This is a genomic window from Xanthomonas codiaei, from assembly GCF_002939785.1.
Taxonomy (GTDB): Bacteria; Pseudomonadota; Gammaproteobacteria; order Xanthomonadales; family Xanthomonadaceae; genus Xanthomonas; species Xanthomonas codiaei.
On the sequence record NZ_MDEC01000020.1, the window covers coordinates 70,800 to 94,991 of the forward strand.

The 24,192-nt window shown below is 67.1% G+C and carries 25 protein-coding genes; 5 read left to right on the forward strand and 20 right to left on the reverse strand.

The features are described from left to right. Nucleotides 1-146: 146 nt before the first annotated feature. The 6 genes from XcodCFBP4690_RS14610 to purM form a co-directional block, all read right to left on the reverse strand. On the reverse strand, nt 147-830 hold the full coding sequence (locus XcodCFBP4690_RS14610; RefSeq protein WP_104541873.1) for a DUF3108 domain-containing protein: 684 nt from the start codon (nt 828-830) through the stop codon (nt 147-149). Between the two features lie 2 nt (nt 831-832). Further along, on the reverse strand, nt 833-1,678 hold the full coding sequence (locus XcodCFBP4690_RS14615) for a DUF3108 domain-containing protein (RefSeq protein WP_104541875.1): 846 nt from the start codon (nt 1,676-1,678) through the stop codon (nt 833-835). Nucleotides 1,679-1,743: 65 nt separating this feature from the next. Continuing rightward, complete coding sequence (gene purN, locus XcodCFBP4690_RS14620; protein WP_104541877.1) at nt 1,744-2,412, reverse strand: phosphoribosylglycinamide formyltransferase; 669 nt, start codon at nt 2,410-2,412, stop codon at nt 1,744-1,746. Continuing rightward, the gene (locus XcodCFBP4690_RS14625) at nt 2,399-3,031 is read right to left on the reverse strand and encodes a DUF2238 domain-containing protein (RefSeq protein WP_104541879.1); all 633 of its coding nucleotides are present in this window, start codon (nt 3,029-3,031) and stop codon (nt 2,399-2,401) included. Before XcodCFBP4690_RS14625 ends, purN begins: the two co-directional genes overlap by 14 nt. 7 nt (nt 3,032-3,038) lie before the next feature. Then, entirely contained in the window at nt 3,039-3,497 is a 459-nt protein-coding gene (locus XcodCFBP4690_RS14630) for a hypothetical protein (protein WP_104541881.1), read from the reverse strand. A 15-nt stretch (nt 3,498-3,512) separates the two neighbouring features. Then, nucleotides 3,513-4,646, reverse strand: a complete 1,134-nt coding sequence (gene purM, locus XcodCFBP4690_RS14635; protein ID WP_208622749.1) for a phosphoribosylformylglycinamidine cyclo-ligase — start codon at nt 4,644-4,646, stop codon at nt 3,513-3,515. A gap of 22 nt (nt 4,647-4,668) precedes the next feature. Here purM and XcodCFBP4690_RS14640 point away from each other — a divergent pair, with 22 nt between their 5' ends. From XcodCFBP4690_RS14640 to hda, 3 genes are read left to right on the forward strand one after another with little or no spacing between them, the layout of a single operon-like run. Further along, nucleotides 4,669-5,781, forward strand: a complete 1,113-nt coding sequence (locus XcodCFBP4690_RS14640) for a DUF2066 domain-containing protein (protein WP_167394636.1) — start codon at nt 4,669-4,671, stop codon at nt 5,779-5,781. Beyond that, on the forward strand, nt 5,778-6,944 hold the full coding sequence (locus tag XcodCFBP4690_RS14645) for an AI-2E family transporter (protein WP_104541887.1): 1,167 nt from the start codon (nt 5,778-5,780) through the stop codon (nt 6,942-6,944). Before XcodCFBP4690_RS14640 ends, XcodCFBP4690_RS14645 begins: the two co-directional genes overlap by 4 nt. Further along, nucleotides 6,941-7,666, forward strand: coding sequence for a DnaA regulatory inactivator Hda (gene hda, locus XcodCFBP4690_RS14650; protein ID WP_104541889.1), 726 nt, complete (start codon nt 6,941-6,943; stop codon nt 7,664-7,666). The genes XcodCFBP4690_RS14645 and hda overlap by 4 nt, the downstream gene beginning before the upstream one ends. Nucleotides 7,667-7,747: 81 nt before the next feature. On the opposite strand, the gene murU is transcribed toward hda, so the two are convergent. From murU to XcodCFBP4690_RS14670, 4 genes are all read right to left on the reverse strand, one after another. Next, nucleotides 7,748-8,482, reverse strand: a complete 735-nt coding sequence (gene murU / locus XcodCFBP4690_RS14655; protein ID WP_104541891.1) for an N-acetylmuramate alpha-1-phosphate uridylyltransferase MurU — start codon at nt 8,480-8,482, stop codon at nt 7,748-7,750. Beyond that, nucleotides 8,479-9,498: an aminoglycoside phosphotransferase family protein gene (locus tag XcodCFBP4690_RS14660; RefSeq protein ID WP_104541893.1), complete on the reverse strand. Its 1,020-nt coding sequence runs from the start codon at nt 9,496-9,498 to the stop codon at nt 8,479-8,481. Before XcodCFBP4690_RS14660 ends, murU begins: the two co-directional genes overlap by 4 nt. 38 nt (nt 9,499-9,536) lie before the next feature. Beyond that, a complete protein-coding gene (locus XcodCFBP4690_RS14665; protein ID WP_104541895.1) occupies nt 9,537-9,809 on the reverse strand; it encodes a GlsB/YeaQ/YmgE family stress response membrane protein in 273 nt (90 codons plus the stop codon). 440 nt (nt 9,810-10,249) lie between these two features. After that, a complete protein-coding gene (locus XcodCFBP4690_RS14670) occupies nt 10,250-11,743 on the reverse strand; it encodes a M20 family metallopeptidase (protein WP_104541897.1) in 1,494 nt (497 codons plus the stop codon). A gap of 157 nt (nt 11,744-11,900) precedes the next feature. Here XcodCFBP4690_RS14670 and XcodCFBP4690_RS14675 point away from each other — a divergent pair, with 157 nt between their 5' ends. Both XcodCFBP4690_RS14675 and XcodCFBP4690_RS14680 read left to right on the forward strand, forming a co-directional pair. After that, nucleotides 11,901-12,275 carry a ComEA family DNA-binding protein gene (locus XcodCFBP4690_RS14675; protein ID WP_005993268.1) on the forward strand — a complete coding sequence of 125 codons (375 nt, stop codon included), beginning with the start codon at nt 11,901-11,903 and terminating at the stop codon, nt 12,273-12,275. 412 nt (nt 12,276-12,687) lie between these two features. Beyond that, a complete protein-coding gene (locus XcodCFBP4690_RS14680; RefSeq protein ID WP_104541938.1) occupies nt 12,688-13,521 on the forward strand; it encodes a HutD/Ves family protein in 834 nt (277 codons plus the stop codon). A gap of 302 nt (nt 13,522-13,823) precedes the next feature. Here XcodCFBP4690_RS14680 and XcodCFBP4690_RS14685 read toward each other — a convergent pair whose 3' ends face one another. From XcodCFBP4690_RS14685 to XcodCFBP4690_RS14730, 10 genes are all read right to left on the reverse strand, one after another. After that, nucleotides 13,824-15,497: a sulfite reductase subunit alpha gene (locus XcodCFBP4690_RS14685; RefSeq protein ID WP_104541899.1), complete on the reverse strand. Its 1,674-nt coding sequence runs from the start codon at nt 15,495-15,497 to the stop codon at nt 13,824-13,826. After that, nucleotides 15,494-16,468 (reverse strand): FAD:protein FMN transferase, encoded by a 975-nt coding sequence (locus XcodCFBP4690_RS14690; RefSeq protein WP_146091910.1) that lies wholly within the window; start codon nt 16,466-16,468, stop codon nt 15,494-15,496. Before XcodCFBP4690_RS14690 ends, XcodCFBP4690_RS14685 begins: the two co-directional genes overlap by 4 nt. Before the next feature lie 361 nt (nt 16,469-16,829). Beyond that, complete coding sequence (locus tag XcodCFBP4690_RS14695; RefSeq protein ID WP_104541901.1) at nt 16,830-17,633, reverse strand: DUF4198 domain-containing protein; 804 nt, start codon at nt 17,631-17,633, stop codon at nt 16,830-16,832. Nucleotides 17,634-17,796: 163 nt separating this feature from the next. Continuing rightward, a complete protein-coding gene (locus XcodCFBP4690_RS14700; protein ID WP_104541903.1) occupies nt 17,797-18,312 on the reverse strand; it encodes a DUF2271 domain-containing protein in 516 nt (171 codons plus the stop codon). A 20-nt stretch (nt 18,313-18,332) separates the two neighbouring features. Next, the gene (locus XcodCFBP4690_RS14705; RefSeq protein ID WP_104541905.1) at nt 18,333-18,971 is read right to left on the reverse strand and encodes a PepSY-associated TM helix domain-containing protein; all 639 of its coding nucleotides are present in this window, start codon (nt 18,969-18,971) and stop codon (nt 18,333-18,335) included. Between the two features lie 7 nt (nt 18,972-18,978). Beyond that, a complete protein-coding gene (locus XcodCFBP4690_RS14710; RefSeq protein WP_104541907.1) occupies nt 18,979-19,725 on the reverse strand; it encodes a tetratricopeptide repeat protein in 747 nt (248 codons plus the stop codon). After that, nucleotides 19,718-20,404 (reverse strand): Fe2+-dependent dioxygenase, encoded by a 687-nt coding sequence (locus tag XcodCFBP4690_RS14715; RefSeq protein WP_104541909.1) that lies wholly within the window; start codon nt 20,402-20,404, stop codon nt 19,718-19,720. The genes XcodCFBP4690_RS14710 and XcodCFBP4690_RS14715 overlap by 8 nt, the downstream gene beginning before the upstream one ends. A 48-nt stretch (nt 20,405-20,452) precedes the next feature. Further along, nucleotides 20,453-22,771 carry a TonB-dependent receptor gene (locus XcodCFBP4690_RS14720; RefSeq protein WP_104541911.1) on the reverse strand — a complete coding sequence of 773 codons (2,319 nt, stop codon included), beginning with the start codon at nt 22,769-22,771 and terminating at the stop codon, nt 20,453-20,455. 350 nt (nt 22,772-23,121) lie between these two features. Beyond that, entirely contained in the window at nt 23,122-23,451 is a 330-nt protein-coding gene (locus XcodCFBP4690_RS14725; RefSeq protein ID WP_104541913.1) for a non-heme iron oxygenase ferredoxin subunit, read from the reverse strand. Next, the gene (locus tag XcodCFBP4690_RS14730) at nt 23,448-23,987 is read right to left on the reverse strand and encodes a GNAT family N-acetyltransferase (RefSeq protein ID WP_104541914.1); all 540 of its coding nucleotides are present in this window, start codon (nt 23,985-23,987) and stop codon (nt 23,448-23,450) included. The genes XcodCFBP4690_RS14725 and XcodCFBP4690_RS14730 overlap by 4 nt, the downstream gene beginning before the upstream one ends. Nucleotides 23,988-24,192: the final 205 nt, after the last annotated feature.

Genomic DNA, 24,192 nt, shown 5'->3' on the forward strand with positions numbered 1-24,192 from the left:
GAGCCTACAGGGACGTACTTGCTGCGTGTCCCGCGAGCGGCGAGGGCACCGCGCACTCGGTACACCACGCTTTAAACCGCGATTGGCGGAATAGTCACGCCCAGCAGCGCATTGCTGGGCACGCTCGGTCAGGAACAAAAAAACGCTTAGCGCAGCGACTTGATGGTCAGGTCCAGCGCGTCCTGGCCCTTTTCCTTCTGCAGCAGGCGCGCCGGCACCGGCAGGTCCTTGACCACCCAGGCGATCAGTTCCTTGTCGCCATCCACGCGCGAGACCTTGGTGGCCTGCTCCTGCTTGCCGTTGACGGTGATGGTTTCCTTGCCGATCACCTTGTAGCTCATCGGCTTGATACGGCCTTCGTCCACCATGCGGTAGTTCAACGGTTTGCCGGCGGCCAGGTCGCGGGTGATCGCCAGGTTGATCAGCAGCGCGTCCATGTCGCCAGGCTGCAACTTGACCGGCCCGCGGCGGTCCGGCTTGATGTCGCCGCTCCAGGTGGCCTGGCTGGTCTTCCAGTCGTAGTTGGCGGTGACATTGCGGCGCTTGACCATCATCGAGGAGGTGTCGTTGCTGCTGACCGGGCGCAGCTGGCCGCCGGCTTCCTCGAACACCGTGCTCTGGGTGAGGTTGGCCAGCTGGTTCTGGATGGTCAGCGTATAGCGCCACTGGTTGGCACCAGCGGACGCCAGGGTCATGGTGCCGTCGGCCTGCATGCCCATGTAATTGGCGGAGTAGTCGGCCTGGAATGGCTGGACGGCAAGCGCCGGCAGGCTGGCCACGGCGAGTGCGGCGGCGGCGATCAGGGCGCTGGTGCGGGGGAGGATCTTCATGGTCAGGTTCCTTGGTATTGGACCAGGCGCAGATCGACCTGATCCTCGTTTTTGTCACGTTGCAGGATGCGCACCGGGGTCGGGACTCCGTTGGCGATCCACAGGATGGTTTCGTTGTCGCCGCTGTTGACGCGGTACACGCGCAAGGCGTCGTAACTCAAGTCGCCGACCTGCACCACCTCGGTGGTGTCGGCGGCGCGGTAGTCGTACTTGCGCACCCGGCCCACGTCGACGTAGCGATAGCTCAGGCTGCGCCCGGGCTGCGCATCGCGCATCAGCGACAGGTTCAGCGACAGCGCGCTCTGGTCGCCGGGCTGCAACGGGATCGGTTGCTGGCGCTCCTTCTTCAGATCGCCATCCCACTGCGCGGTGCCGGCCTGCCAGTCGTACACACCGGTGACCTTCTTGCCGAAGAACACTGCCTTGCGCACCGTGCTCTGGCTCAGCGGCACGTAGGTGTCGCCGTCGACGCGGAACACCGTGCTCTGTTCCAGGTTCAGCCCCAGGATGCTGGCGAACCCCTTGCGGCCACGCACCGACATGTCGATACGCCACTGGCTGCCGTCGCCATGGCTGACCTGCATGGTGGCATCGCCTGCCTCCTTGCCGCGGTAGAACGCCTGGTAGGTCGCCACGAACGGTTCCAATGGCGGCGGGGTCCAGGTGCTGGCGGGCAACGTGGCGGCGGATGCCGGCGCTGCCTGGGACGCGGTAGCTGCGGCGGGCGCGGTCGGCGTGGGCGCCGCAGCTGGCGCAGGCGAGGTGGGAGGCTGCTGCGCGCAACCGCTGCCGGCCGGGGCGAGCAGGGCGATGGTCAACAGCGCGGTGGCGATCGGGGCGACGTTCATGCGCTGATGGTGGGCACGGGGGCCGCAAGGATGTCCGAGACGGGATGAGGAGAATGTCTCCGCATTCAGGTCAATGCGGTGTCAGCGGACTCTAGTCGCAGTGGCGTAAACAGGCACTGACCGTCGACGTGGACGGTGTCGCCGTGGATCTGCACGCGGCCAGCGGCGAGCAGTTCCAGGGTGGCCAGCAGCAGCGGATGCTCGCGTGCAAGCACGCGGGCGGCCAGCTGCTCGGCGCTGTCGCCGGGCAGGACCGGCACGCGCGCCTGCGCGATCACGCTGCCGGCATCCAGCTCCGGCACCACCAGGTGCACGCTGGCGCCGTGTTCGGTGTCGCCGGCCTCCAGCGCCCGCGCGTGGGTGTGCAGGCCGCGGTACTTGGGCAGCAGCGATGGATGGATGTTGAGCATGCGCCCGGCAAAACGGCGCACCAGTGGCTCCCCCAGGATGCGCATGTAGCCGGCGCAGACCACCCAGTCCGGCTGCGTGGCGGCGATGGCATCGCCCAGCGCGGCATCGAAGGCGTCGCGGTCGGCGAACGCGCGCGGGCTGGCGCTCCAGCGCAGCGCCTCATCCACCTTGTGCAGCGCCGGCGCCTGCGAGCGATCGGAAAATACCCCGACCACCTCGGCATGCAGGCGCCCGCTGGCGATCGCATCCAGGATGGCCTGCAGGTTGCTGCCGCGCCCGGACGCGAGCACGGCAAGGCGCAGACGCCGGTCAGTAGCGTGCATTGAACATTGTCCTTACAACGGGGTAGGCCGCCACGCTGCCGAGTGTCGCAAGCAGCATGTCGGTATGCGCGTCCCAGATGTCGCCCTGCTGGCCGTTGTAGGCTTCGGCCGCCTGCGGCGACAGCAGCAGCGCGATGCCCCATTCGAACCATTCGTACACCAGGCTGACGCACATGATGGTCATCACCGTCAGGGCGAAGGCTTGCCGCAGCGTCAGGCGTGGCCACCGCAGCATCGCCAGCTGCGCAATGGCCGGCGTGAAGCACAGCCCGAACAGCAGATGGATCAGCCGGTCGAAATGGTTGCGCGTCCAGCCGAAGCTGGCATTGGGCGACCACTGCAGCCATTGCTGGCTCCAGCTGTCATAGGGCACGTTGGAATACAGCCAGCGTGCGCCAATGCAGTGCATGGCGATGAACGCGCAGATGGCCACGAATGCGCCAGTGCCCAGTGACCAGTGGCGGTCGGCCCACGCCAGCGCGATCAGCCCCAGCACCGTCAGCGAACTGTGCAGCGCCTGTTCCACCGGCCACAGCGGTGAGATCCAGCTCACCGAAAAGACCGCGACCGTGACGAGCAATGCCGCCAGCTTGGGACGGCGCCACGCAGGTGTGCTCACGTCGCGATCAGGTGGCGGGCGCAGCGGCGCCGAACAATGCCTTGACCTGCGGACGCAGCAGCACCACCAGCGTAAACACGCCGACGACGGTCCCGAACGGCATGAACGAGCAGGAGATGCCGGCCACGATCAGGCACAGCAGATGCCGCCTGCGCTGGTCGATGCAACGGCCGGCATAGGCGATGAATCCTGCCAACGTCAGGCCGCAGCAGATGAAACCGGCCGCAAAGACCACGAAAAACCAGCCGAACCAGCGCGGGTCCACCGGCGGCGCATCCGGAGTGGTGGTCTCCATCGGCAGATGGCCGGTGACGATGGCTAGGCCCATGAACAGGTGGAGCAACGGAAACAACGAAAACAGCCCGGTGATGCCGGCCAGCACGTAATGGAAGATCGACAGCAGCTTGAGGTGCTGGATGTCATCGGCGCTGGCCGGCGTCGGCAGTGCAGGTGGGGAAGCATCCATGCGGGTCTCCTTGGCTCAGCCGATCCGCACGCGTTCGTCGCCGCGCGCGGCGACCACCTGGCCGATGCGCCAATGCGCCAGCGACTGCGCATCCAGCGCCTGCTCCAGCGTGGCCGCCTGCTCGGGCGAGGCGATCAGCACGAAGCCGATGCCGCAGTTGAAGGTGCGCCACATTTCGGCATCGGCCACCGCGCCTTCGCGCTGCAGCCAGGCGAAGACCGGCGGCAGCGTCCAGGCGCTGGCGTCGATGTCCAGGCCCAGGCCGTCCGGAACGACGCGGATGATGTTCTCGGTCAGCCCGCCACCGGTGATGTGGGCCATGGCGTGGATCGCCTCGCCATGCGCCTTGAGCAGGCCCAGCACCGGCTTGACGTACAGCGCGGTCGGCGCCATCAGCGCGTCGATCAGTTTACTGCCATCGTCCAGCACGTGCTCGGCCGGCGCGCCGGCACGCTCGTAGATCTTGCGGATCAGCGAATAGCCGTTGGAGTGGGGGCCGGAGGACGCGATGCCGATCAGCACGTCGCCTTTGCGCACCTGTACGCCGTCCAGCAGCTGCGATTTTTCCACCGCACCCACGGTGAAGCCGGCCAAGTCGTATTCGCCCGGCGGGTACATGTCGGGCATTTCGGCGGTTTCGCCGCCGATCAGTGCGCAACCGGAGAGTTCGCAGCCGCGCGCGATGCCGCCCACCACCGCTGCGGCGGTGTCCACGTCCAGCTTGCCGGTGGCGAAGTAATCCAGGAAGAACAGTGGCTCGGCGCCCTGCACCAGCACGTCGTTGACGCACATGCCCACCAAATCGATGCCGATGGTGTCGTGCCGGCCCAACTGCTGGGCCAGCTTGAGCTTGGTGCCGACGCCGTCGGTACCGGAGACCAGCACCGGCTCCTTGTACTTGCCCGACAGGTCGAACAAGGCCCCGAACCCACCCAGGCCACCCATCACCTCCGGCCGGAAGCTGCGCTTGACCAGCGGCTTGATGCGTTCGACCAGGGCATTGCCGGCATCGATGTCGACGCCCGCATCGCGGTAGGTCATGGGCGAGGGAGTGGAAGGCGTTGGGCTGGTCACGGGCGTGGGTGGCTCGGCAGTAAAGGCGGCGATTTTAACAGCCACGTTGGCGCTAGCGTCCCATTCGGGCAACAATTCACCCGGATACGCTTACGCCATGGAACCGTCGATGCGCCGCAGTCTCGCTTTCTTTCTCGCCCTCGTGGTCGCCATGCCGGTCGTTCCGGCCTTTGCGCAGGCGGACCTGCGCACCGAAGGCGATGTCGCCAAGGCGCAGAGCGCCTACGATGCCGAAGTGCCGGTCAACAGCCAGAGCGAGTCCGATCGCCCCGGTGCCCTGGCACGCGCGCTGGGTGCGGTGCTGGGCAAGGTGTCCGGCGACCGCAGCGTCATGAGCCGCCCCGGCGTGCCGCAGGCGCTGCGTAACGCGCCCAACTACGTCGAACACTACGACTACCGCCAGGATCAGGGCACCTCGCGCACTGGCGCGCCCACCTTCCGCACGACCCTGGTCGCGCGGTTCCGGCAGTCCGATGTGGATGGCCTGATCGCCGCGCTGGGCTTGCCGGTATGGCCATTGCCGCGGCCCAAGCCGGTGCTGTGGCTAGCCATCGACGATGGCAGCGGCCCGCGCCTGGTCGGCGTGGCGCAGGCCAATGCCGCACGCAGCGTGCTCGACCGCGCCATCGAGCGCGGCTACCGGCTCGGCCTGCCGGGCGGCGCGGCCGCCGAACAGGCGCTGGCCGGCGCGATCTGGCGCAAGGACACCGCCGCGGTGGCGCGCGCCTCGGCCAAGTACAGCCCGCCGATGCAGCTGATCGGCAAGCTCTACCGCAGCGACGCCGGTTGGACCGCCGATTGGGTGTTCGTGGACAACGGCAACGTGCTGTCCAGCTGGACCAACAGCGATGGCGATGCCCGCCGCGCGATGGCTGCCGGCGCCGATGGCGCTGCCGATGCACTGGTCAAGCGCTACGCCAAGCGGGTGGATTCGGGCGTGCCGGGCGTGTATCGCGCGGTGATCACCGGGATCCACAGCGCCGACGACTATCTGCGCGTGGCCGCTGCCCTGCAGGGCGTGTCGGTGGTGCGCAGCATCCGCCCGGTCAGCGCCAATGGCGATCGCATGGAAGTGGATCTGGAACTGCTCACGGGCATTTCCGGGCTCAACCGTATGCTCGGCGACAACAGTCCCCTGGTCTCGGTATCGGTCCCGACCGAGGGCCCGATCATCCTCGACAACGAGCACGCCGAGTACCGCCTGAAATGACCCTGACCCCCGAAGCCGAAATCGCCATCTTCCTGCGCCGCCTCAAGTGGGCGGCGGTGATCGTCGGCGTGCTGTGGGTGATCTCGCTGCTGGCGCCGATCCTGACCCCGTTCGTGCTGGCGCTGCTGCTGGCCTGGCTGGGCGACCCGCTGGTGGACCGCATCGAACGTGCCGGGCGCTCGCGCAACATGGCGGTGGCGCTGGTGTTCGTGCTGGCGACGCTGCTGTTCGTGCTGGCGCTGATGATCCTGGTGCCGATGATCGAACGCCAGATCATGACCCTGATCGATGCGCTGCCGCAGATGCGTAACTGGGCGATCGGCACCGCCATCCCGTGGCTGGAAGCCAAGACCGGTGTGCAGCTGATGGCCTGGCTGGACCCGGAGCGCCTGATCGACTGGATCCGCAGCCATTGGGAACAGGCCGGCGGCGCCGCCAAGACCTTCTTCGGCTACGTCTCGCGCTCCGGCTTTGCGATGGTGACCTGGGTGATCAACCTGGCGCTGCTGCCGATCCTGGCGTTCTATTTCCTGCGCGACTGGGACCGCTTGGTCGAACGGGTGGCAGCGGTGGTCCCGCGCGCCTACATCGGCACCGTCAGCCGGCTGGCGCTGGAATCCAACGACGTGCTGGGCGGCTTCATCCGCGGCCAGTTCCTGGTGATGCTGGCGCTGGGCGCGATCTATGCCACCGGCCTGTCCATCATCGGGCTCAACCTGGGTTTGTTGATCGGCATCATCGCCGGCTTCATCAGCTTCATCCCGTACCTGGGCGCCACCACCGGCATCGTGCTGGCACTGCTGGCCGCCGTGGTGCAGGCGCAGGGGCTGGACCTGAAGCTGCTGATCGGCGTGGGCGTGGTGTTCACTGTCGGCCAGTTGCTGGAAAGCTACGTGCTCACTCCGCGCATCGTCGGCGACAAGATCGGCCTGCATCCGGTGGCGGTGATCTTTGCGGTGATGGCCGGCGGCCAGCTGTTCGGTTTCCTCGGCATGCTGCTGGCCTTGCCGGTGGCCGCGGTGGCCAACGTGTTGCTGCGCTATGCGCACGAGCAGTACACCCGCAGCGATCTGTATGCGGGCGAGCGGGCCGGCATCGTGCTGCAGTCCACGCCCGAACGCAGCGTCATCATCGACCCGAGCAAGGACGCAGACCGGTTGTGAGCGTCCCGCAGTTGCCGCTGGCGTTGCGCGCCCCGCCCGACCAGCGCTTCGACAGCTACATCGCCGCGCCCGAAGGCCTGCTTGCCCAGTTGCAGGCGCTGGCCTCCGGGCAGGTGAACGATTGGCTCTACCTGGCCGGTCCCGCAGGCACCGGCAAGACCCACCTGGTGCTGGCACTGTGCGCGGCGGCCGAGCAGGCCGGGCGCGCGTCGGCGTACCTGCCGCTGCAGGCCGCTGCCGGCCGCCTGCGCGATGCGCTCGAAGCGCTGGAAGGCCGCAGCCTGGTGGCGCTGGACGGTGTGGACAGCATCGCCGGGCAACGCGACGACGAAGTGGCATTGTTCGATTTCCACAACCGTGCGCGTGCGGCCGGCAGCACCTTGCTCTATACCGCGCGGCAGATGCCCGATGGCCTGGCGCTGGTGCTCCCCGACCTGCGGTCGCGGTTGTCGCAGTGCATCCGGATCGGCTTGCCGGTGCTAGACGACGCGGCGCGCGCAGCGGTGCTGCGCGATCGCGCACAGCGCCGCGGGCTTGCGCTGGACGAGGCGGCGATCGACTGGCTGCTCACCCACAGCGGGCGCGAACTGGCCGGCCTGGTGGCCCTGCTGGATCGGCTGGACCGCGAATCGCTGGCGGCCAAGCGCCGCATCACGGTGCCGTTCCTGCGGCGGGTGGTGGGAGGTGCGGGACCCGGGACCCGGGACCCGGGACCCGGATAACGCAGAAGCAATGCATATCGCTGTGCCCTGTCTGGATACGCTCTGGTGGGCTGCGCCAGACAATGCCCAGGCCCCGGCGCGTCAGCTTTTCCCGGGTCCCGGGTCCCGGGTCCCGGGTCCCGCCAGCTCCCCCAGCAGGTCGGCCAGCCGCTGCGGCGTGCCCACATCGGTCCAGCGACCGGCGTGATAAAGGCCATCGACCAGGCCCTGCGCCATCTGCGCACGCAGAATCGGCGCCAACGCAAACCGCGGTGCCGTGCCAGTCTGTTCGGGCAATGGTCCGATCACCGATTGCCAGTCGTGCAGCAATGCAGGCCGGTACATGCCAATGCCGGCGTACGTGTGGGTTGCCGGCAGATCTGCGCGCACCTTGCCGTCGGCCTGCAGGGCAAAGTCGGCGTTGGCCGCATAGGCAGGCTTGTCGACCAGCACCAACTGCGCCAGCCCGGCTGGTTCGTCGGACAGGCGCGCAAAATCGAAGTCGCTCCAGATATCGCCGTTGACCAGCAGGAACGGCGCATCGCCCAGCAGCGGCAACGCGTGCAGCATGCCGCCGCCGGTCTCCAGTGGTGTGGCGCCTTCGAAGGAATAGGTCAGGCGCAGGCCGAACGCGCTGCCGTCGCCCAGCACCTGTGGAAATTGCTCGGCCAGCCAGGAGGTATTGATCACCACCTCGTCCACGCCCAGCGCGGCGAGTCTGCGCAGATGCCAGACGATCAGCGGCGTGCCACCGACCGGCAGCAAGGGCTTTGGGGTGCGCTCGGTCAGCGGGCGCATGCGCTCGCCCAATCCCGCGGCAAAGATCAGCGCTTTCATGGCGTGGCCTGCGAGGTTCGCGCGGCCAGGGCCGGCTTGATCACCTCGTCCAGAACGCCGATCAGTGGCGCCAGCTCGGCGTAGCGCGGCAGCACCTCGTCCAGGTAGGCGATGAAACGCGGCACGTTGTCCAGATACCAGTGCTTGCCATCGCGGTGGCTTAGGCGCGAGAAGATGCCCAGATTCTTCAGATGCCGCTGCACGCCCATCCAGTCCGCATCGCGCAGGAATTGCGCCAGCGGCGGAACCGGCAATCCGGCTGCAGCGGCGCGCGCGTGGTAGCGCTGCAGCCAGCCATCCACGCGGGCGATCGGCCAGCTCACCGAAGTGTCCTTGAACAGGCTGATCGGATCGTAGGCGATCGGGCCGATCACGCAATCCTGGAAATCCAGCACCGCCGGGCCATCGGGCACCGGCATCAGGTTGCGCGGCATGAAATCGCGATGGGTGAACACGCGCGGCTGCGCCAGCGCGTTGTCCATCAAGCGGCGCTGCACCAGCTGCAACTGCTCGGCATGCGCGCAGCCCAGTTGCACGCCCAGGTGCTGGCCCAGGAACCATTCTTCGAACAAGCCGGCATCGCGTTGCAGCAAGGCTTCGCCGAAAGTGCCGCTATCGGCGGGGGGCGGAATGCGCTGCAGCACCAGCAGTTGCGTCATCGCTCCGTCCAGCAGTTCGTCAGCATTGGCATCGCTCAGCACCTGTGCCAACGTCGGCACGCCCAGGTCTTCCAGCAGCAGGAAACCGGTCTGCAGATCCTGCGCCAGCACCTGCGGCACGCGCACGCCATGCGCGCCCAGCAAGGCCTGCATGCGCAGCCATGGCGCCACGTTTTCCAGCTCCGGCGGCGCATCCATCAGGATGCGATCGGCACCGCGCCCGTGGGTGCGCCAATAGCTGCGAAATCCCGCATCGACCGAGGCGCGTTGCAGGCTGGCATGCGGATCGTCGAGCGCGTGGCGCGCCCATTGCAGGCGAAGCGCGTCGCGCGCGGTCTCTGAAGGCGAAGACATCATGGTTCGTTGCTGGGTAGTGGGTGATGGAAATGCCGCGTTCAGCGCTTGCTGCCGCTGAACAGTCGCAGCAGCGCGAGGATGGCGATGGCACCGAGCAATGCACCGAGGAATCCGGCAGGCTCGCCCGGACGGTACCAGCCCATGTAACGGCCGAACCAGCTCGCCACCACCGCGCCGGCAATGCCCAGCACGATGGTCAGCAGGCAGCCCAGGCGCTGCGTGCCGGGCGTGATGAAACGCGCCAGCAACCCGACCACGAATCCGACCAGCAGGATGTAGAGCCAGCTGTCGCTACCAAACAATGTGTTCATCGCAGCACCAGAGCGAACGGGATCGGCAGACTAGCATTTCGGATGCCGGCCACCCGCGTTGCGCACACAACGCTGGCGACCTTGATCGAGCACGTGCAACAAGCTGACGTTCGCGCCGCGCGATTCCGGATGGGATGCCGTGAAACGCTGATTGAAGACGCGGAAGTCGTCGGCAGGAGGGACTATCGGAACAACACCGCCAAAAGTCCCTCTCCCTGCGGGGCCAGAAGGCAGAGCTTGCGCGCTACTCGCGCGTGCCTTGGAGCGCCCGCGCCGCAAGCGCGGGCCGGAGCGCGGAGCAGGGTGGGGGTGACGGAGTGTGAGAGTTGGGGTATGGCCGCCAGGCACCCATGCTCCACGGCCTCTCGTCCAAATCCCGAACAACACGGCGCATCCGACGACCCCTGCACCCGACTGCATGCAAGGGCCAACCCCAGGGCTCAGCAGCAGCCGTGCCCGCCATGCCGGGTGCCGCTATCGGCGGCCACCGGCGAGCCGCTGGTCTCCCCGCGCAGGCAGGCGGCGTGATGCTCGGCGATCACCTTCGACACGCAGGCAGTCACCCGCTTGCCCATCGGGATGTGCAGGAACTCGTTGGGCCCATGCGCATTGGAATGCGGCCCCAGCACGCCGGTGATCATGAACTGCGCGCCCGGGAACTTCTCGCCCAGCATGCCCATGAACGGGATCGAGCCGCCTTCGCCCATGTACATCGCCGGCTTGGCGAAGAAGGCCTGGCTGGCATCGTCGATGGCCTTTGCCAGCCACGGTGCCATCGCCGGCGCATTCCACCCCGACGAGGCCTTTTCCAGCTCCAGGCTCACCTGCGCGCCATTGGGCGGGTCGCGCAGCAGGGCGGCCTTGAGCAGTTCGCCGCAGGCCTTGCCGTCTGCCGTCGGCGGCAATCGCAGCGAGAGCTTCACTGCGGTGTGCGGGCGCAGCACGTTGCCGGCCGAGGTCAGCGGCGGCATGCCATCCACCCCGGTGATCGACAGCGCCGGGCGCCAGGTCCGGTTCAACACCAGTTCGGTCAGCTCCTCATGCATCGGCACCAGGCCCTCGACCATCGGGAACTTGTCGAAGATCGCGGTATCCAGTGTCGCCGCTGCCGCCTTGGCCTGGGTCAGCCGCTCGGCGGGTACTTCCACATGCAGGCCGTCGAGCAGGATGCGTCCGGTGGTTTCGTCTTCGATGCGCGACAGGAGCTGGCGCAGCAGCCGGAAGCTGGATGGCACCACGCCGGAGGCATCGCCGGAATGCACGCCTTCTTCCAGCACCTTCACGCTGAGGTTGCCGCCGGTCAGGCCACGCAGCGAGGTGGTGCACCACAGCTGCTCGTAGTTGCCGCAACCCGAGTCCAGACACACCACCAGCGACGGCTTGCCGATGCGCTGGGCCAGGTGATCCACGTAGGCCGGCAGATCGTAGCTGCCGGACTCTTCGCAGGCCTCGATCAGTACCACGCAACGCGCATGCGGCAGGCCCTGGGTTCGCAGCGCCAGGATCGCGGCCAGCGAACCGAAGATCGCGTAGCCGTCGTCGGCACCGCCGCGTCCATACAGCTTGTCGCCGCGCAGCACTGGCTCCCACGGGTCAAGGTCGGCATCCCAGCCGGTCATCTCCGGCTGCTTGTCCAGGTGCCCGTACAGCAGCACGGTGTCGTCGCCGGACTCGGCGCCGGTGGCCGGGATCTCGATGAAGATCAACGGCGTGCGGCCTTCCAGGCGCACTACCTCGACCTGCATGCCGTCGATGGCCTGCGCCCGCGCCCAGGTTTCCATCAGGGTCACGGCCTGTTCCATATAGCCGTTGGCCACCCAATCGGCGTCGAACATCGGCGACTTGTTGGGGATACGGATGTAATCGACCAGTTGCGGGACGATCTCGCGGTCCCAGGTGTCGCTGATGAATTGGTCGATCTTGGCGCTGTCCATGAAGGCTCCGAATGCGTGACGTAGCAGCACATTCTACGCCCGTGACATGGGGTAGGGATTTCCCTACAAGGCGGCGCGCAGTTCACCGGCTGTGTGAAAAGTTCGTTGGCGATAGGATTGCTGCATGTGGCGCGGGACACTGGCTCCGCCGGCAGGAATGCTGGCTAGGACCATCACCCAAGCCACAAGGAGCGTTGCAATGAAGTCATTTACCGTAGTCCTGAAGTCCCTGCTACTGGCGTTGCTGTTGTCCTCGAATGCGTACGCGCTGGAAAAGGTCGATATCAACACCGCGTCTGCTGAGGAATTGGACAAGGTGCTGACGAATGTCGGGCGATCAAAAGCCGAGGCAATCGTCGAGCACCGTCAGGCAAACGGTCCCTTCAAAAGTGCCGAGGAACTGGCACTGGTCAAGGGCATCGGACTCAAGACGGTCGAACGGAATCGCGACCTGATCGAAGTGGGGGCCACGATGGCGCCCGCCAAGAAGGCTGCCAAGGGGGCGGCGGTGAAACCGGTGGGGCGGCGTTGAGGGGAAGGGATCCGAGATACGGTTCGACGCGAGGATGCGTGGCCGCAACCTAACTGGACAGGATGTCTGGGGGATGGCTGGAAGCCGACAAGGACGTGGAATCGCCCGGTGTTGCACTCGGATGTGCAGCCGGGCGTTTTTCGTTGGGCGGATCTGAGCCAGACGCAGCGCGGTGCTGCCGGTGGAAAGCGCTGGCCCGGACAGTGGGGGCTGGAACGGCTTGTGGACGTCGAGACGTGGAGGCGTCGATCCGCTTCGGGAGCCTTGGCCCGATGTCGGCGAAGTCGGACAGGGTCTTGTGGCGGGGCATTGGTGAATGCCTGCGCAGGGGCCAGATCGCAAGGCCGGCTTGGCGTATACGGAGCCAGGATTGGGCCGCGACCGGATATGGCGCTTCGGGCACAATGCGCCGATGCAGCTAACAGACCTGAGCAGCCGGGTGATTCCGGCCAATGAGTACCGCCGGGAGCGGTGGCGCAATCAATTGGGCTGGACGCGCGAGATCCTCCGATTGGGCGATACGCCGGAATGGGCCTTGCGCCTGTCGATTGCCGAGATCGAGCAAGATGCTGCGTTCTCCGCATTTCCCGGCATCGATCGTGAGCTGGTATTGCTGCGCGGCAATGGCATGCGTCTGCAGTTTGGCGATGTTGATACCGATACCGATACAAGTATCGACTCCAACTCCAACTCCGACGCTGATGTAGACACCGACACCGACACCGACACCGACACCGACACCGACACCGACACCGCAATCCTTGCAGGTGACGGGACCGGTGGTAGTGCAGAGGCGAGTGGGGCGGCGCGTGTCGGCGCACGTTCGGTGGGCAGTGGAGTATTGAGCAGCGCTGGGCATCCTGTTGCGAATCCTGCGCATCGTGGCCGATGCGTCGATGTCATGCCGCCCCATCAACGCGTGCGATTTGCCGGCGAAGATGCAGTGAGCGCGGTGCTGCTGGACGGGCCGACGCAGGATTTCAATCTGATGTGGCGACGCGATCTGTTGCAGGCCGAGCTGCTGCATCGGCCGTTGGTCGGCACCATGCTGTTCTTCGCAGAACCGGGCAGTGCCTGGGCGATCCATCTGCTTGCCGGGCAGGCCAGCTTCGGGCGCGAAAGTGGCTTGCCGGCCATGGCGGCCGGCGATACCGCCTGGCTGAGTGCGTCGACGCGCACCCGCTATGTGCTGGATGGTGGCGGCGAATTGCTGGCGATCCGGGTTAGTGCGGCCGGTAGTGCGTAGCGAGCCGTCGTCGTGTGAGGTTGCGCGCGTGGACCGCGTAGACCGCGGGGATGCGCGGTGGTGAGGGTTCCGAGCGCCGGCCGTGAATGCTTGGCCGCTGCACAGCGACCGCTTGCTGGCCGGTGCGGTGGCTGGCCCGATGTCGTCTTGTCGGCTGCTCGTGGTCCGCTGCAACAGGTTGGCAGCTGCAGGCATGCAACGCTCACTGAAGAACCCTGCACGGCGTGGGTTCCGCCCCAAGATAGATCCCGGCAAAACTGCTGCTTGATCAGGACGCCTGCCTGAGATCAGGCGGCGTCCGCTCAGTACACGTCGCGGCGGTAGCGCCCGCTTTGCAGCAGCTCCTGCCTGGTCGCCGGGCCCAGAATGGCGTCGAGTGTAGTGTCCACTTCGGGGGCCATGCCGCGCAGGCTGCCGCAGAGATAGAGGCAGGCGCCGCGATCGATCCATTGGCGCAGGGTGTCGGCCTCGGCGGCAAGCGCGTGCTGCACATAGCGTGCCGGAGAGGCGTGGTCGCGCGAATACACCAGGTCCATGCGTGCAATCCAGCCGGCCTGCTGCCACTGCTGCAACTCGTTGGCGTAGAGCGCATCGTATGCGGCGTTGCGTTCGCCGAAGATCAGCCAGTTGTCGCGCGCGCCGGCGGCGATGCGCGCACGCAGATGTGCGCGCAAACCGGCGATGCCGGTGCCGTTGCCGATCAGCAGCATGGGTTGCTCCGGCGCGGGGGGATGAAACCCCGGGTTGCTGCGCAACCGCAGTGCGATGGTGGCGCCGACAGGCGCATGCACGCAGAGCCAGCCGCTGCCGATCCCCAACCGTCCATCGTCATGCAGATGCTGGCGGACCAGCAGTTCGGCATGCCCTTCTTGGCTGATCGACGCCAGCGAATACTCGCGATGCGGCAGCGCGACCAGGTGACGCACCAGTGCCGCCAGCCCTGCAGGCTGTATCGTTGTTTCCGTTTCCGTTTCCGTTTCCGCTTTTGCATCGGCGCATGCAGCTGGCTCCGCACGTGCATCCGGATCTGCAGGCAGCTGCGCGCCGGCGAGCCAGTCGCGCAAGGTACGGCCATCGACCATCTGCGCACCATCGCAGCGGTGCCGCTGCAACCAGGCCTCCACCTGCGCAGGCGCGTTCTGCGGCGCGATCTCGGCGATGTCGCCGGCGCTCCATTGCGGCAGCGCGCCGTCGTGGGGGGTGAGCCGTAGCCGATAGATCGGTGCGCCGGCGCTGCCGGGATTGACATGCACACGCTCGCGCAGCTGCCAGCTCGCGTAGGTCGGCACGCTCCACGCTGGCTGGCTCGCCAGCGCCGGGGTGAGTGCTGCCAGGCGGTGTTGCCACTGAAGCAAGGCGCGTGGGTCGGCATTGTCGACGTCGATGCGCTCGAACAGGCGCGTGCCACCGCGCGCTTGCAGGCCGGCATCGATACGACGGCCGAACGCGCAGAACTGCGCATAGCGGCGGTCGCCCAGGGCCAGGACCGCGTAGTGCACGGCAGCCAGGTCCTGCGCATTGTCGGCAAGCCAATGGCGCTCGGCTGCCTGCGCATGGTCGGGTGCATCGCCTTCGCCGGTGGTGCTGACGATGCACAGCAGGCGCGGCACGCGGGCGAGTAGATCGGCATCCACCGCGTCCAGCGGCAGCGCATACGCTGCGAGGCCGGCTGCTTGCAGTGCGGCCGCGCTGCGCTCGGCAAGCTCGCGGGCGAATCCGGTCTGACTGGCCCAGGCGATCAGCGTGCCGCTACTGTCTGCATTCCTCACGCCGGCCCGCTGACGGCTGCGGATGAAAATGACAGCGCAGACCGCGGCATACAGCGTCAGCCCCAGTGCTGCCCACTGCCAGCGCTGCGGCGTCGGCGCACTCCACCATGCGCCTTCGTGCAGGCTGGCAAGCCATGCAGCGATGGCGGCAAGGGCGAGCAGCAGCGCGCCATTGCCCAGCCAGACCCATGCGCGTGCCACTGTCATGATGCGGCCAGATGCCGCTCGAAGGCGGGGCTCATGGCTTCGTGCAGACTGCCGTCGTGTCGGGTCAGAAAGCGCACCGCAAGGCCGGCCTGGTGCGCGTAGGCGAGCCCGGCGTCGGTCCCGAGCACGGTCATGGCGGTGGCCCAGGCATCGGCATGCATGGCATCGGCGGCGAGGACGGTGACCGCGGCGGGCGCATGCGGAATCGGTGCGCCCGTGCGCGGGTCGAAGGTGTGGGCGTAGCGCAGGCCATCGCTTTCGAAGCGGTGCCAGCGGTCGCCGGAGGTGGCCACGGCCACGCCATCCAGGGCGAGCACCCGTGGCGGCAACGCCGAGCCGGCGTCTTCGTCGGGGGCGGATTCGACCAGTACGCGCCAGGCGCTGCCGTCGGGCTTGCGTCCATAGCCGAACAGTTCGCCACCGACATCGATCAAGGCGCTGGCGATGCCGGCCTGTAGCAGGGCGTGGTGTACGCAATCCACGCCATAGCCCTTGGCGATGCCGGACAGGTCCAGCGCCACCGCGCCCGGTTGCAGGACACGCGGGCCATCCAGTTCCAGGCGCCGCCAGCCGCAGCGCAGGCTCACCAGCGCGATCTGCTCGGGCGATGGCACCCGTCGCCGACTTCCGCTGGCGCCAAAGCCCCATAGCTCGACCAGCGGCCCGACGGTGGGGTCGAAGGCGCCGTCGCTGGCCTGGGCGATGTCCAGCGCGGTGCGCAGCACGGTATGGAACTCTGTCGGCAGGGTCTGCCAGTGGCCGGCGGCCATACGGTTGTAGCGGCTGATATCCGAGTCCGATTCCCAGGTGCTCATCTGTGCGACCACGCGGTCGAGCGCGGCCTGGATGCGCGCGTGCAGCGGATGCAGGTCGTAGCTGCGTGGCGCCACCAGCTTGACGCTCCAGGTGGTGCCCATGCTGCGGCCGCCCAGGGTGGCAAGCGGGGTGTCTGCGGAAGCAACTGAGTTCATACGTGGATTGGTGAGCGGGCGCTGCGGCAGGTGCATGATGGTGACGTGCGGCGTTGCCGATTGCATCAGCGTCCTGGTGGTTCGGCGGTCGATGCCGTCGGCAGTGCAGGCCATCCCGGCCATGCCGGGGTGGTCGGTCGCCGCACGCAACGCAGGACGGTGCGACGGCGCCGTCGTGCAATGGCCCTGGAGCGTCTCCAGGACCGTTGCATGCGCTGGCGTTACTTGCCGGCCAAGAAACGTAGCCCGCAGTCGCCAGTGGATGTGGACGGTGCTCAGAAGCCGGAGCGCACGCGGGACGCGCCGATTCCGGGCACCGACCGCGCCTGCCTTGCGGCTGCGCGGCAGTGGTCGGCCGCTCTTATTGCGGCAGCACTTCCAGCGTCACCACATAGCCCAGGCGACGCTGCTTGGCCTGCGGCAGCGAGGTCTTGCTGTCTTCGCTGCTGGTTTCCAGCCAATACATGCCGGGCTCCGGCCAGGTCACGCTGAAACTGCCCTTGGCATCGGTGGTGAGCTTGATCTCGTTCTGCGCATCGCGGTAACGGGTGCCGCCGCGCACGATCTCAATCTCCAGCCCGGCGGCCGGCTTGCCATCCAGTTGCAGTGTGAACTGTGCGGCTTCGCCGGCGACCAGGTCGTTGGGATGGGTGACCGGCACCAGCTCGATGCCCTTGCCGCTGGGCTTGAACACGGTGGTGGTCGGTGCGCCACGGGTGACGAAGGTTTCCACCCGGCTGAGCGATTGCGACACCTGCAGGTCCTGCGCGTTCTTGGGGACTTCGGTGGCGAAGCTGGCTTCGTTGCCGCGCCAGCGCTTGGGCTTGCCGTCTTGCTTCCAGCTGGCGAACAGGCCGGCATTGACGATGCCGAGCTTGTAGGTGCCGGGCTGGGTGAGCTGCAGGTCGAACACGCTGCGGTATTTGCCGGTGGCCGGGTTTTCCGGCTTGAGCGCGCTGCCATCGGGTGCGGTGATGCTGAGGTTGTCCAGCTGCAGCGGCACATGGTTGAAATAGAACAGGTCGTTGGACACCGCGGCATCGACGGTGATCCACGGCGCTTCGCCGGCGATGACGGTCTGCGAGGGCAGCAGCCAGGCCTTGTGCGCGAGTGCGGTGGCCGGCACTGCGGCGAGCAGGGCGATCAGGACGAGGGAACGTTGCATGACAACTCCTTGAGAATGCGAAAGGCGGTGGGCGCGTGTCTGATCAGCGCGCGTCGTGGCGCTGGCTGGATGCGTGATGATGAACAATGCGCAAGACGCGCTGCAGTTTGCGCCGGCCGGGGCAGGGATGAGGGCGGCTGCCGCCCCGTGCCGACGCCCGGTATCAAGGCTTGGCGCTCAGGCTGATCGCACCCAGTTCGCTGCTGCCGCTGGCCTTGGCGCTTTGCGGCGCTGTCGCCGGCCAGGTGAAAGGCACTTTGACCAGTTCGCGGCCGCCCACTTCGCGCGCGGCCTCCACCACCAGCGTGTACTGTCCGGCCGGCAGCGACTTCAATGCGCCCTTGGTGTCGCTGAAGGACAGCGCATGCGCGCCAGCCGGGCGGGTCGGACCGGTGACGCCATCGACCGGCACCTGCAGCGTGCGACCGCTCTTGCGCCACCACTGGCGCAGATCCGGCAACCACTTGGTGCCGTGGCCCTCGGCGGTGTCCTTGGACTGATACCAGACCGCCAGGTTGGCGGCGACCTTCTGGTCGGCGCCTTCCAGCCAGATCGCCACATAGGGGCGGTGGTATTCGGCGACGTTGAGCTTGGGAATCTCGACGTTGATATCGAGCGTGGCCGCATACGCCGGCATGGCGAGCAGGCCGCTCAGGGCGATGGTCAGGGTGGCGCGCATGGTCGTCTCCAAGGAAAGGGTCAGTGGATCAACAGCAGGGCAAGCAGCAGCGGGATCAGCAGGCCCAGGCCGACCAGCGGCCAGGTCATGCGGCGCTGACGCGCATGCAGATGCAGCAGGAACAGCCCGGTGATGCAGAACACCAGGCAGGCGATGGCGAATACGTCGATGAACCAGCCCCAGGCCGGCCCGGCGTTGCGGCCCTTGTGCAGGTCGTTGAGATAGGCGATGGCCCCGCGCGAGGTGCGCTCGTATTCGATCGCACCGGTGTTGCGGTCCAGGCTCAGCCATGCATCGCCACTGGGGCGCGGAAGCGCGACATACACTTCGTCCGGCGACCATTCGCCGCTGCGCGTGCCGATGCTGATATCCAGTTCGCGCCCCAGCCACTGCGCCACGCGTGGCGGCAGCGGTGCATTGCCGTCCTGCCGGCTGCCCAGGGTTTTCAACAATGCCGCTGGCAGGGTGAGCGTGCGTTGCTCGGTCGATGGGCTGGCTTCGATCCGCGCAGCGTGATTGAGGGTCAGCCCGGTGATGGTGAACAGCAGCATGCCGATCAGGCACAGCGCCGAGCTGATCCAGTGCCATTGATGCAGCATGCGCAGCCAGAATCCGCGGCGTTGCTGGTTACCGGCGATTGCGGAATCAGGCAGAGACATGCCGGGCTCAGGCCGGGTCCGCGGCGGCGGTTGCCTGCAGCCGCGATTGCCGCGCCGCCACCTCGCCCAGCAGTGCGCGCAGACGCGGCTGCGGTGCGTTGCCGAGCAGGGTGGTCAGCTGGGCCAGGAAGCCGGCATGCCCGCCGGCGATGGCGCGGCGCATCCACTGCTCGGCCTGATCGAGCGCGCCCGCATCGGCCAGCAAGGTGGCGTAACTGGCCTGGCCGCAGAAGTCGCCGGCTTCGGCAGAGCGGCGATACCAGTGGCGCGCGGCATGCGGATCGGCACTGCAGGCCAGGCCCTGGTCGAGATAGCGGGCCAGGAAGTTCATCGACTTGGCGTGCCCGCGTTCGGCGGCCTGGCGATACAGCGCCAGGGCCTGCGCCTGGTCCTGTGCCACGCCGCGCCCGGAGGCGTACAGATGCGCCAGGTTGTACATGCCCCAATCCAGTCCATGCTCGGCGGCGCGGCGGTACCACAGCGCGGCCAGCGCTTCGTTGACGGGGGTGCCAAAGCCCAGTTCGTGGCAGCGGCCGAGTTGGTTCATGGCCGCCGGCTGCCCGGCATTGGCAGCCACTTCGTACCACAGCATCGCCATGGCCGGATCGGCCGGGATGCCACGTCCTTCGGCATAAAGTTGTGCGAGCAACAGCTGCGCATGGCTGTCCTGTCCGGCCGCGGCCTTGCGCAGCGCCGCGATGGCCTGCTCGGGCTGCGTGCGTCGCAGTGCAGGGTCAAGCGCGGGCTCAGACATCGGCCCACTGCCGCAACAGGTTGTGATAAACGCCGGTGAGCTGGATCAGCGACGGATGGCCCGGGGTGTCCTGCGTCAGCCGTCGGATCGAGACGTCCAGTTCGAACAACAGCCGGCGTTGGGCGGCGTCGCGCAGCATGCTCTGGATCCAGAAGAAGGCGGCCACACGCGTGCCGCGGGTGACCGGAGTGACCTTGTGCAGGCTGGTGCCAGGGTAGATCAGCAGATGCCCGGCCGGCAGCTTGACCGATTGCGTGCCATACGTGTCTTCGATCACCAGCTCGCCGCCGTCGTAGCTGTCCGGGTCGCTGAGAAACAGCGTGGCGGAAACATCGGTACGCACCGGCTCGGCGCCACCACGGCTGCGGTCGTAACGTACCGCGTTGTCCACGTGATACCCGAACGACTGCCCGCCGCTGTAGCGATTGAACAATGGCGGATAGATCCGCCGCGGCAGCACCGCGGAGAAGAAGGTGCTGCTGCGCGACAGCGCGTCCAGCACCAGCGCGCCGGCATCGCGCGCGATGGGGCTGTCTTCGGGCAGTTGCGCGTTGTCCTTGGCCTGCGCGGATTGATGGCCGGCGGTGATGCGGCCGTCGGCCCAGTCGGCCGCGTCCAGACGCGCCCGCAACGCGCCCAGTTGCGCGGCATCGAGGACATCGGGAATGGGCAACAACATGCGGCGGTCTCCACGCCATCCGCGCGGGGCGGATGGCGCCTGGCTGAGTCAGAAGCTGAAGGTGGCGTTCAATACCGCCGAGCGGCCTTCGCCCGGGATCGCCCAGCCATTGCCTGCAGTGACCGTGCCGGCGGCGTTGACGGTGAGGTTGTTGCGCACGCTGGTGTAGTACTCCTCGTCGAACAGGTTGTTGACGTTCAACTGCAGGCTCAGCCACTCGTTGACGCGCAGGCCGACCATCGCGCGGTGCACCCAGTAATCGTCGGTCTTGATGTAGGCCGCGGTCGAGGCATTGTTCGGATAGAAGCCGCCCTGGTAGGTGACGCCATAACCGAAGGTCCACTGGTCGAGCGTGTAGGTGGTCCAGATGTTGCCTGCATTGCGCGGGGTCTGCACCAGCTCGCGTCCGGCCACCGGGTCGCCGGTGAGGCCGGCGGTGCGATTGGACACGCTCTGCAGCACCTCGCTGTCCAGGAAGGTGTAGTTGGCGAAGATCGACCAGCGGTCGGTCAGGTAGCCAGCCGCGCCCAGCGCGACGCCGTCCACGCGCGCCTTGCCGTCCAGCACCTGCTCGGGGATCAGCGGGTCGCCGCTGTTGACCTTGTAGTTCTGGCGCTCGTTGCGGAACACCGCTGCGGTCAGCGCCAGGCGCTCGTTGAGCACATCCCACTTGCCGCCCAGCTCGATGTTGACCGCCGTTTCCGGCGCCACATTGCAGTTGGCGCCAGCGGTGGCGGTGGCGATCGGCGTGCACGAGCCGTTGACCGAGGCCTTGGACGGCGTCTTGCTGTTGGCGTAGGACAGATACAGGCTGGCGTTGTCCACCGGCTTGAACACCAGGCCGGCGCGATAGGAGAACAGATCTTCCTCGTTGCCGGCCGGAAAGCCGGCGGCCACGCCAGTGACGTTACCGGCGGCATTGACGGTATAGGTCGTGCTGTCGCCTTCGTTGTGTTCATAGCGGCCGCCCAGGTTGAGCAACCACTGCTCGTTGAACTGCAGCGTGTCGAACAGGTAGACGGCCTGATTGGTCAGGCTGCCCTTGCTGTGGCCGGTACGCACATAGTTCTGCGGGCCGGTCCAGATGTTGTACGGGTTATCGAAGGACTGCTGCGGATAGGTGATGCCGGTGGTGGAGCCGTCGGCATTGCGGAAGCTGGTGCCGCTGTCCAGTTCGAAGTCTTCCTTGCTGATCGCCACGCCGGCGACCACCCGGTGCTCGATCGCGCCGGTGTGCAGGGTGGCGGTCAGGTCGGTCTGGCTGTGCGCGATGAAGTTCTCGGTATCGCGCACCAGCCCGCGTGGGCCGCTGCTCGGGTTCCAGGTGGCCGGCGGCTGGCCGACGCAGGCGCGCCCGGTGTACGGATCGGTGCCGTTGGGCAGGCACCAGGTGCCCTGGAGTGCGGTGGCGTTGAGGAACTGGTCCACCCGCTGCAGACGCGCCAGGCTGCGCAGCTTGAAGGTGTCGCTGAAATCCATGTCCAGCACGCCGGTCAGCATGTCCACGTCGATCTCCTGACGCGAGGTGTTGCGGTAACCGAAGTAGGTTTCCGGATCCACGCCCGGCAACGGGCCATCGTTGAACGGACTGAGCGCGAACGGCACGCCGTACTGCGGCAGGTTGTTGTCGTGCTGGTGCAGGTAGCTCAGGGTGAAGCGCGTGTCCGAACCCAGGCCGAAGGTGACCGACGGCGCAAAGCCCCAGCGGTGGCGGAACTCTTCATTGCGGCCCGGCACGTCCTGGGTGTGGCCCATGGCGTTCAGGCGCACCGCGGTGCCGTTGTCGAAATCGTGGTTGCTGTCGACGGTAAGGCGGCCGTAGCGGTCGCTGCCGCCGCCGATCAGCACGTTGGTGAAGTCGCCCTGGCCGGCGGTCTTGGTGACCAGATTGATGTTGCCACCGACCGAGCCGGCGCCGGACATCGCCGAGTTGGCGCCGTTGATCAGCTCCACTGCCTCGAGGTTGAAGGTGTCGCTGCGGCTGTACTGCGCGCTGTCGCGCACACCGTCGGTGGTGATATCGCTGCTGGCGGTGAAGCCGCGCAGGTTGATGCTGTCGCCATAGCCGCCGCCGCCTTCGCCGGCACCGAAGGTGATGCCGGGCAGGGTGCTGAGCACGTCACGCAGCGAGAGCAGGTTCTGCTGGTCCATGGTCTGCTTGGTGACCACGGTGATGGTCTGTGGCGTGTCGCGCAGCGCCTCGGTGTACTTGGGCGAGGACGGTTTTTGCGCGCGTTCCTGCTGTACCCGGATCGCATCCAGATCCACCGCACCGGGAGGCGCGGGCGCGTCGCCGGGCTGGGCGATGGCAGGAGCGGACAGCGTCAACAGCACGGCGGACGCGAGCGGGGAAATCCTGGGAGTCATGGAGGGTCTCGAAGAAGGAAACGATGCTCCGGCCTGGCGGCGGCTCGGCGGATGCGGGATGGGGTGACGACAGAAAGGACGCGCCGGCTAGCCCGACGCTGTGCGCCGCCGCAGCGGCCCCTCCGGTACGCCAAGACGCAGCGCCGCCGGGCGCAGGCGCGATGACGGGATGGAGCAGGGGCTGTGCAGGGCTGGGTGCATGGGATCGCAGAAGGCCAGTTGTTAAGAAGGCCTGAAGAAATGCGATCTTAAATGCAAATCATTCTTCTTTGCAAACCCGCCCGACAGGCGGCGTTCGTCGGCCGGGCGCACCGCCCTGTCGCGTTGCCTGCGTCTGGCCGACGGCGCGTTTAGCGGTCGTCGCGAGTCCAGATGCCGTCGTGTTCGCGCTTGACGGGAAACTTGGGTACGGCGGTATAGGCGGGCGCGCACAGCGGGCGGCCGTCGCGGATATCGAACCGTGCGCTGTGCAGCTGGCATTCGATGGTGCCTGCCACCGGGTCGAAGCTGCCGGGCGACAGCTCGTAGTCTTCGTGGCTGCAGCGGTCTTCCAGGGCATACAACGCGCCGTCGAGGTTGAACACCACGATCGGGGTGTCGGTCACCTCGTCCCAGACGGTCTGCAATTCGCCTGGCAGCAGCGCGTCGCTGGCGCAGACGAAGGTCCAGGTTTCGCTCACGGCGTGGCGTGCTCGAAGCGTTTTTCCAGCACTTCGAAGCGCAGATCCTGGCGCAACGGCACGCCGAAGCGTTCGTCGCCATAGGGGAACGGCTTGAAGACACCGGTACGACGGTAGCCGCGCCGTTCGTAGAACGCGATGAGCTCGTGCCGCACGTCGATCACGCTCATGCGGATCAGCGGCAGCTTCCACTCGCTGGCCACGATGCGCTCGCCCTCTGCCAGCAGAGTCTTGCCCAGCCCGCTGCCCTGGAGCGAGGGATCCACTGCGAACATGCCGAAATACCCGGCGCCGTCATCGTCGGCGATATGCGCGCAGGCCTGCAGGCGGCCGTCCTGCTCGACCAGCAGCACCAGGCTGCGCTCGCGCAGGATGTCCTGACGCAGCACGGCCGGATCGATACGGGCGCCATCGAGGATATCGGCCTCGGTGGTCCACCCCACACGGCTGCTGTCGCCGCGATAGGCCGAGGTCACCAGCTGGACAAGGGCGTCGATGTCATCGACGGTGGCGGTGCGGAAGGTGGTGGTCTGCATGTGGGGCAGTTTAGCGAGAATCGGGGGGGCGGGAGTCGAGATTCGGGATTCGCTGGTGCTTGGTCTGCTGCATCAGATATGCACGCCGGTCAGCTCGGTGCGCGCAGGATCCGCTGAGCAAGCCCCTTATCTCTTGGCGATCTGCCAGATTAGGCGTCGAGAGCCGGCGTGGTCGACCGATAGCCCACAGGTCTGAGTGACCGCG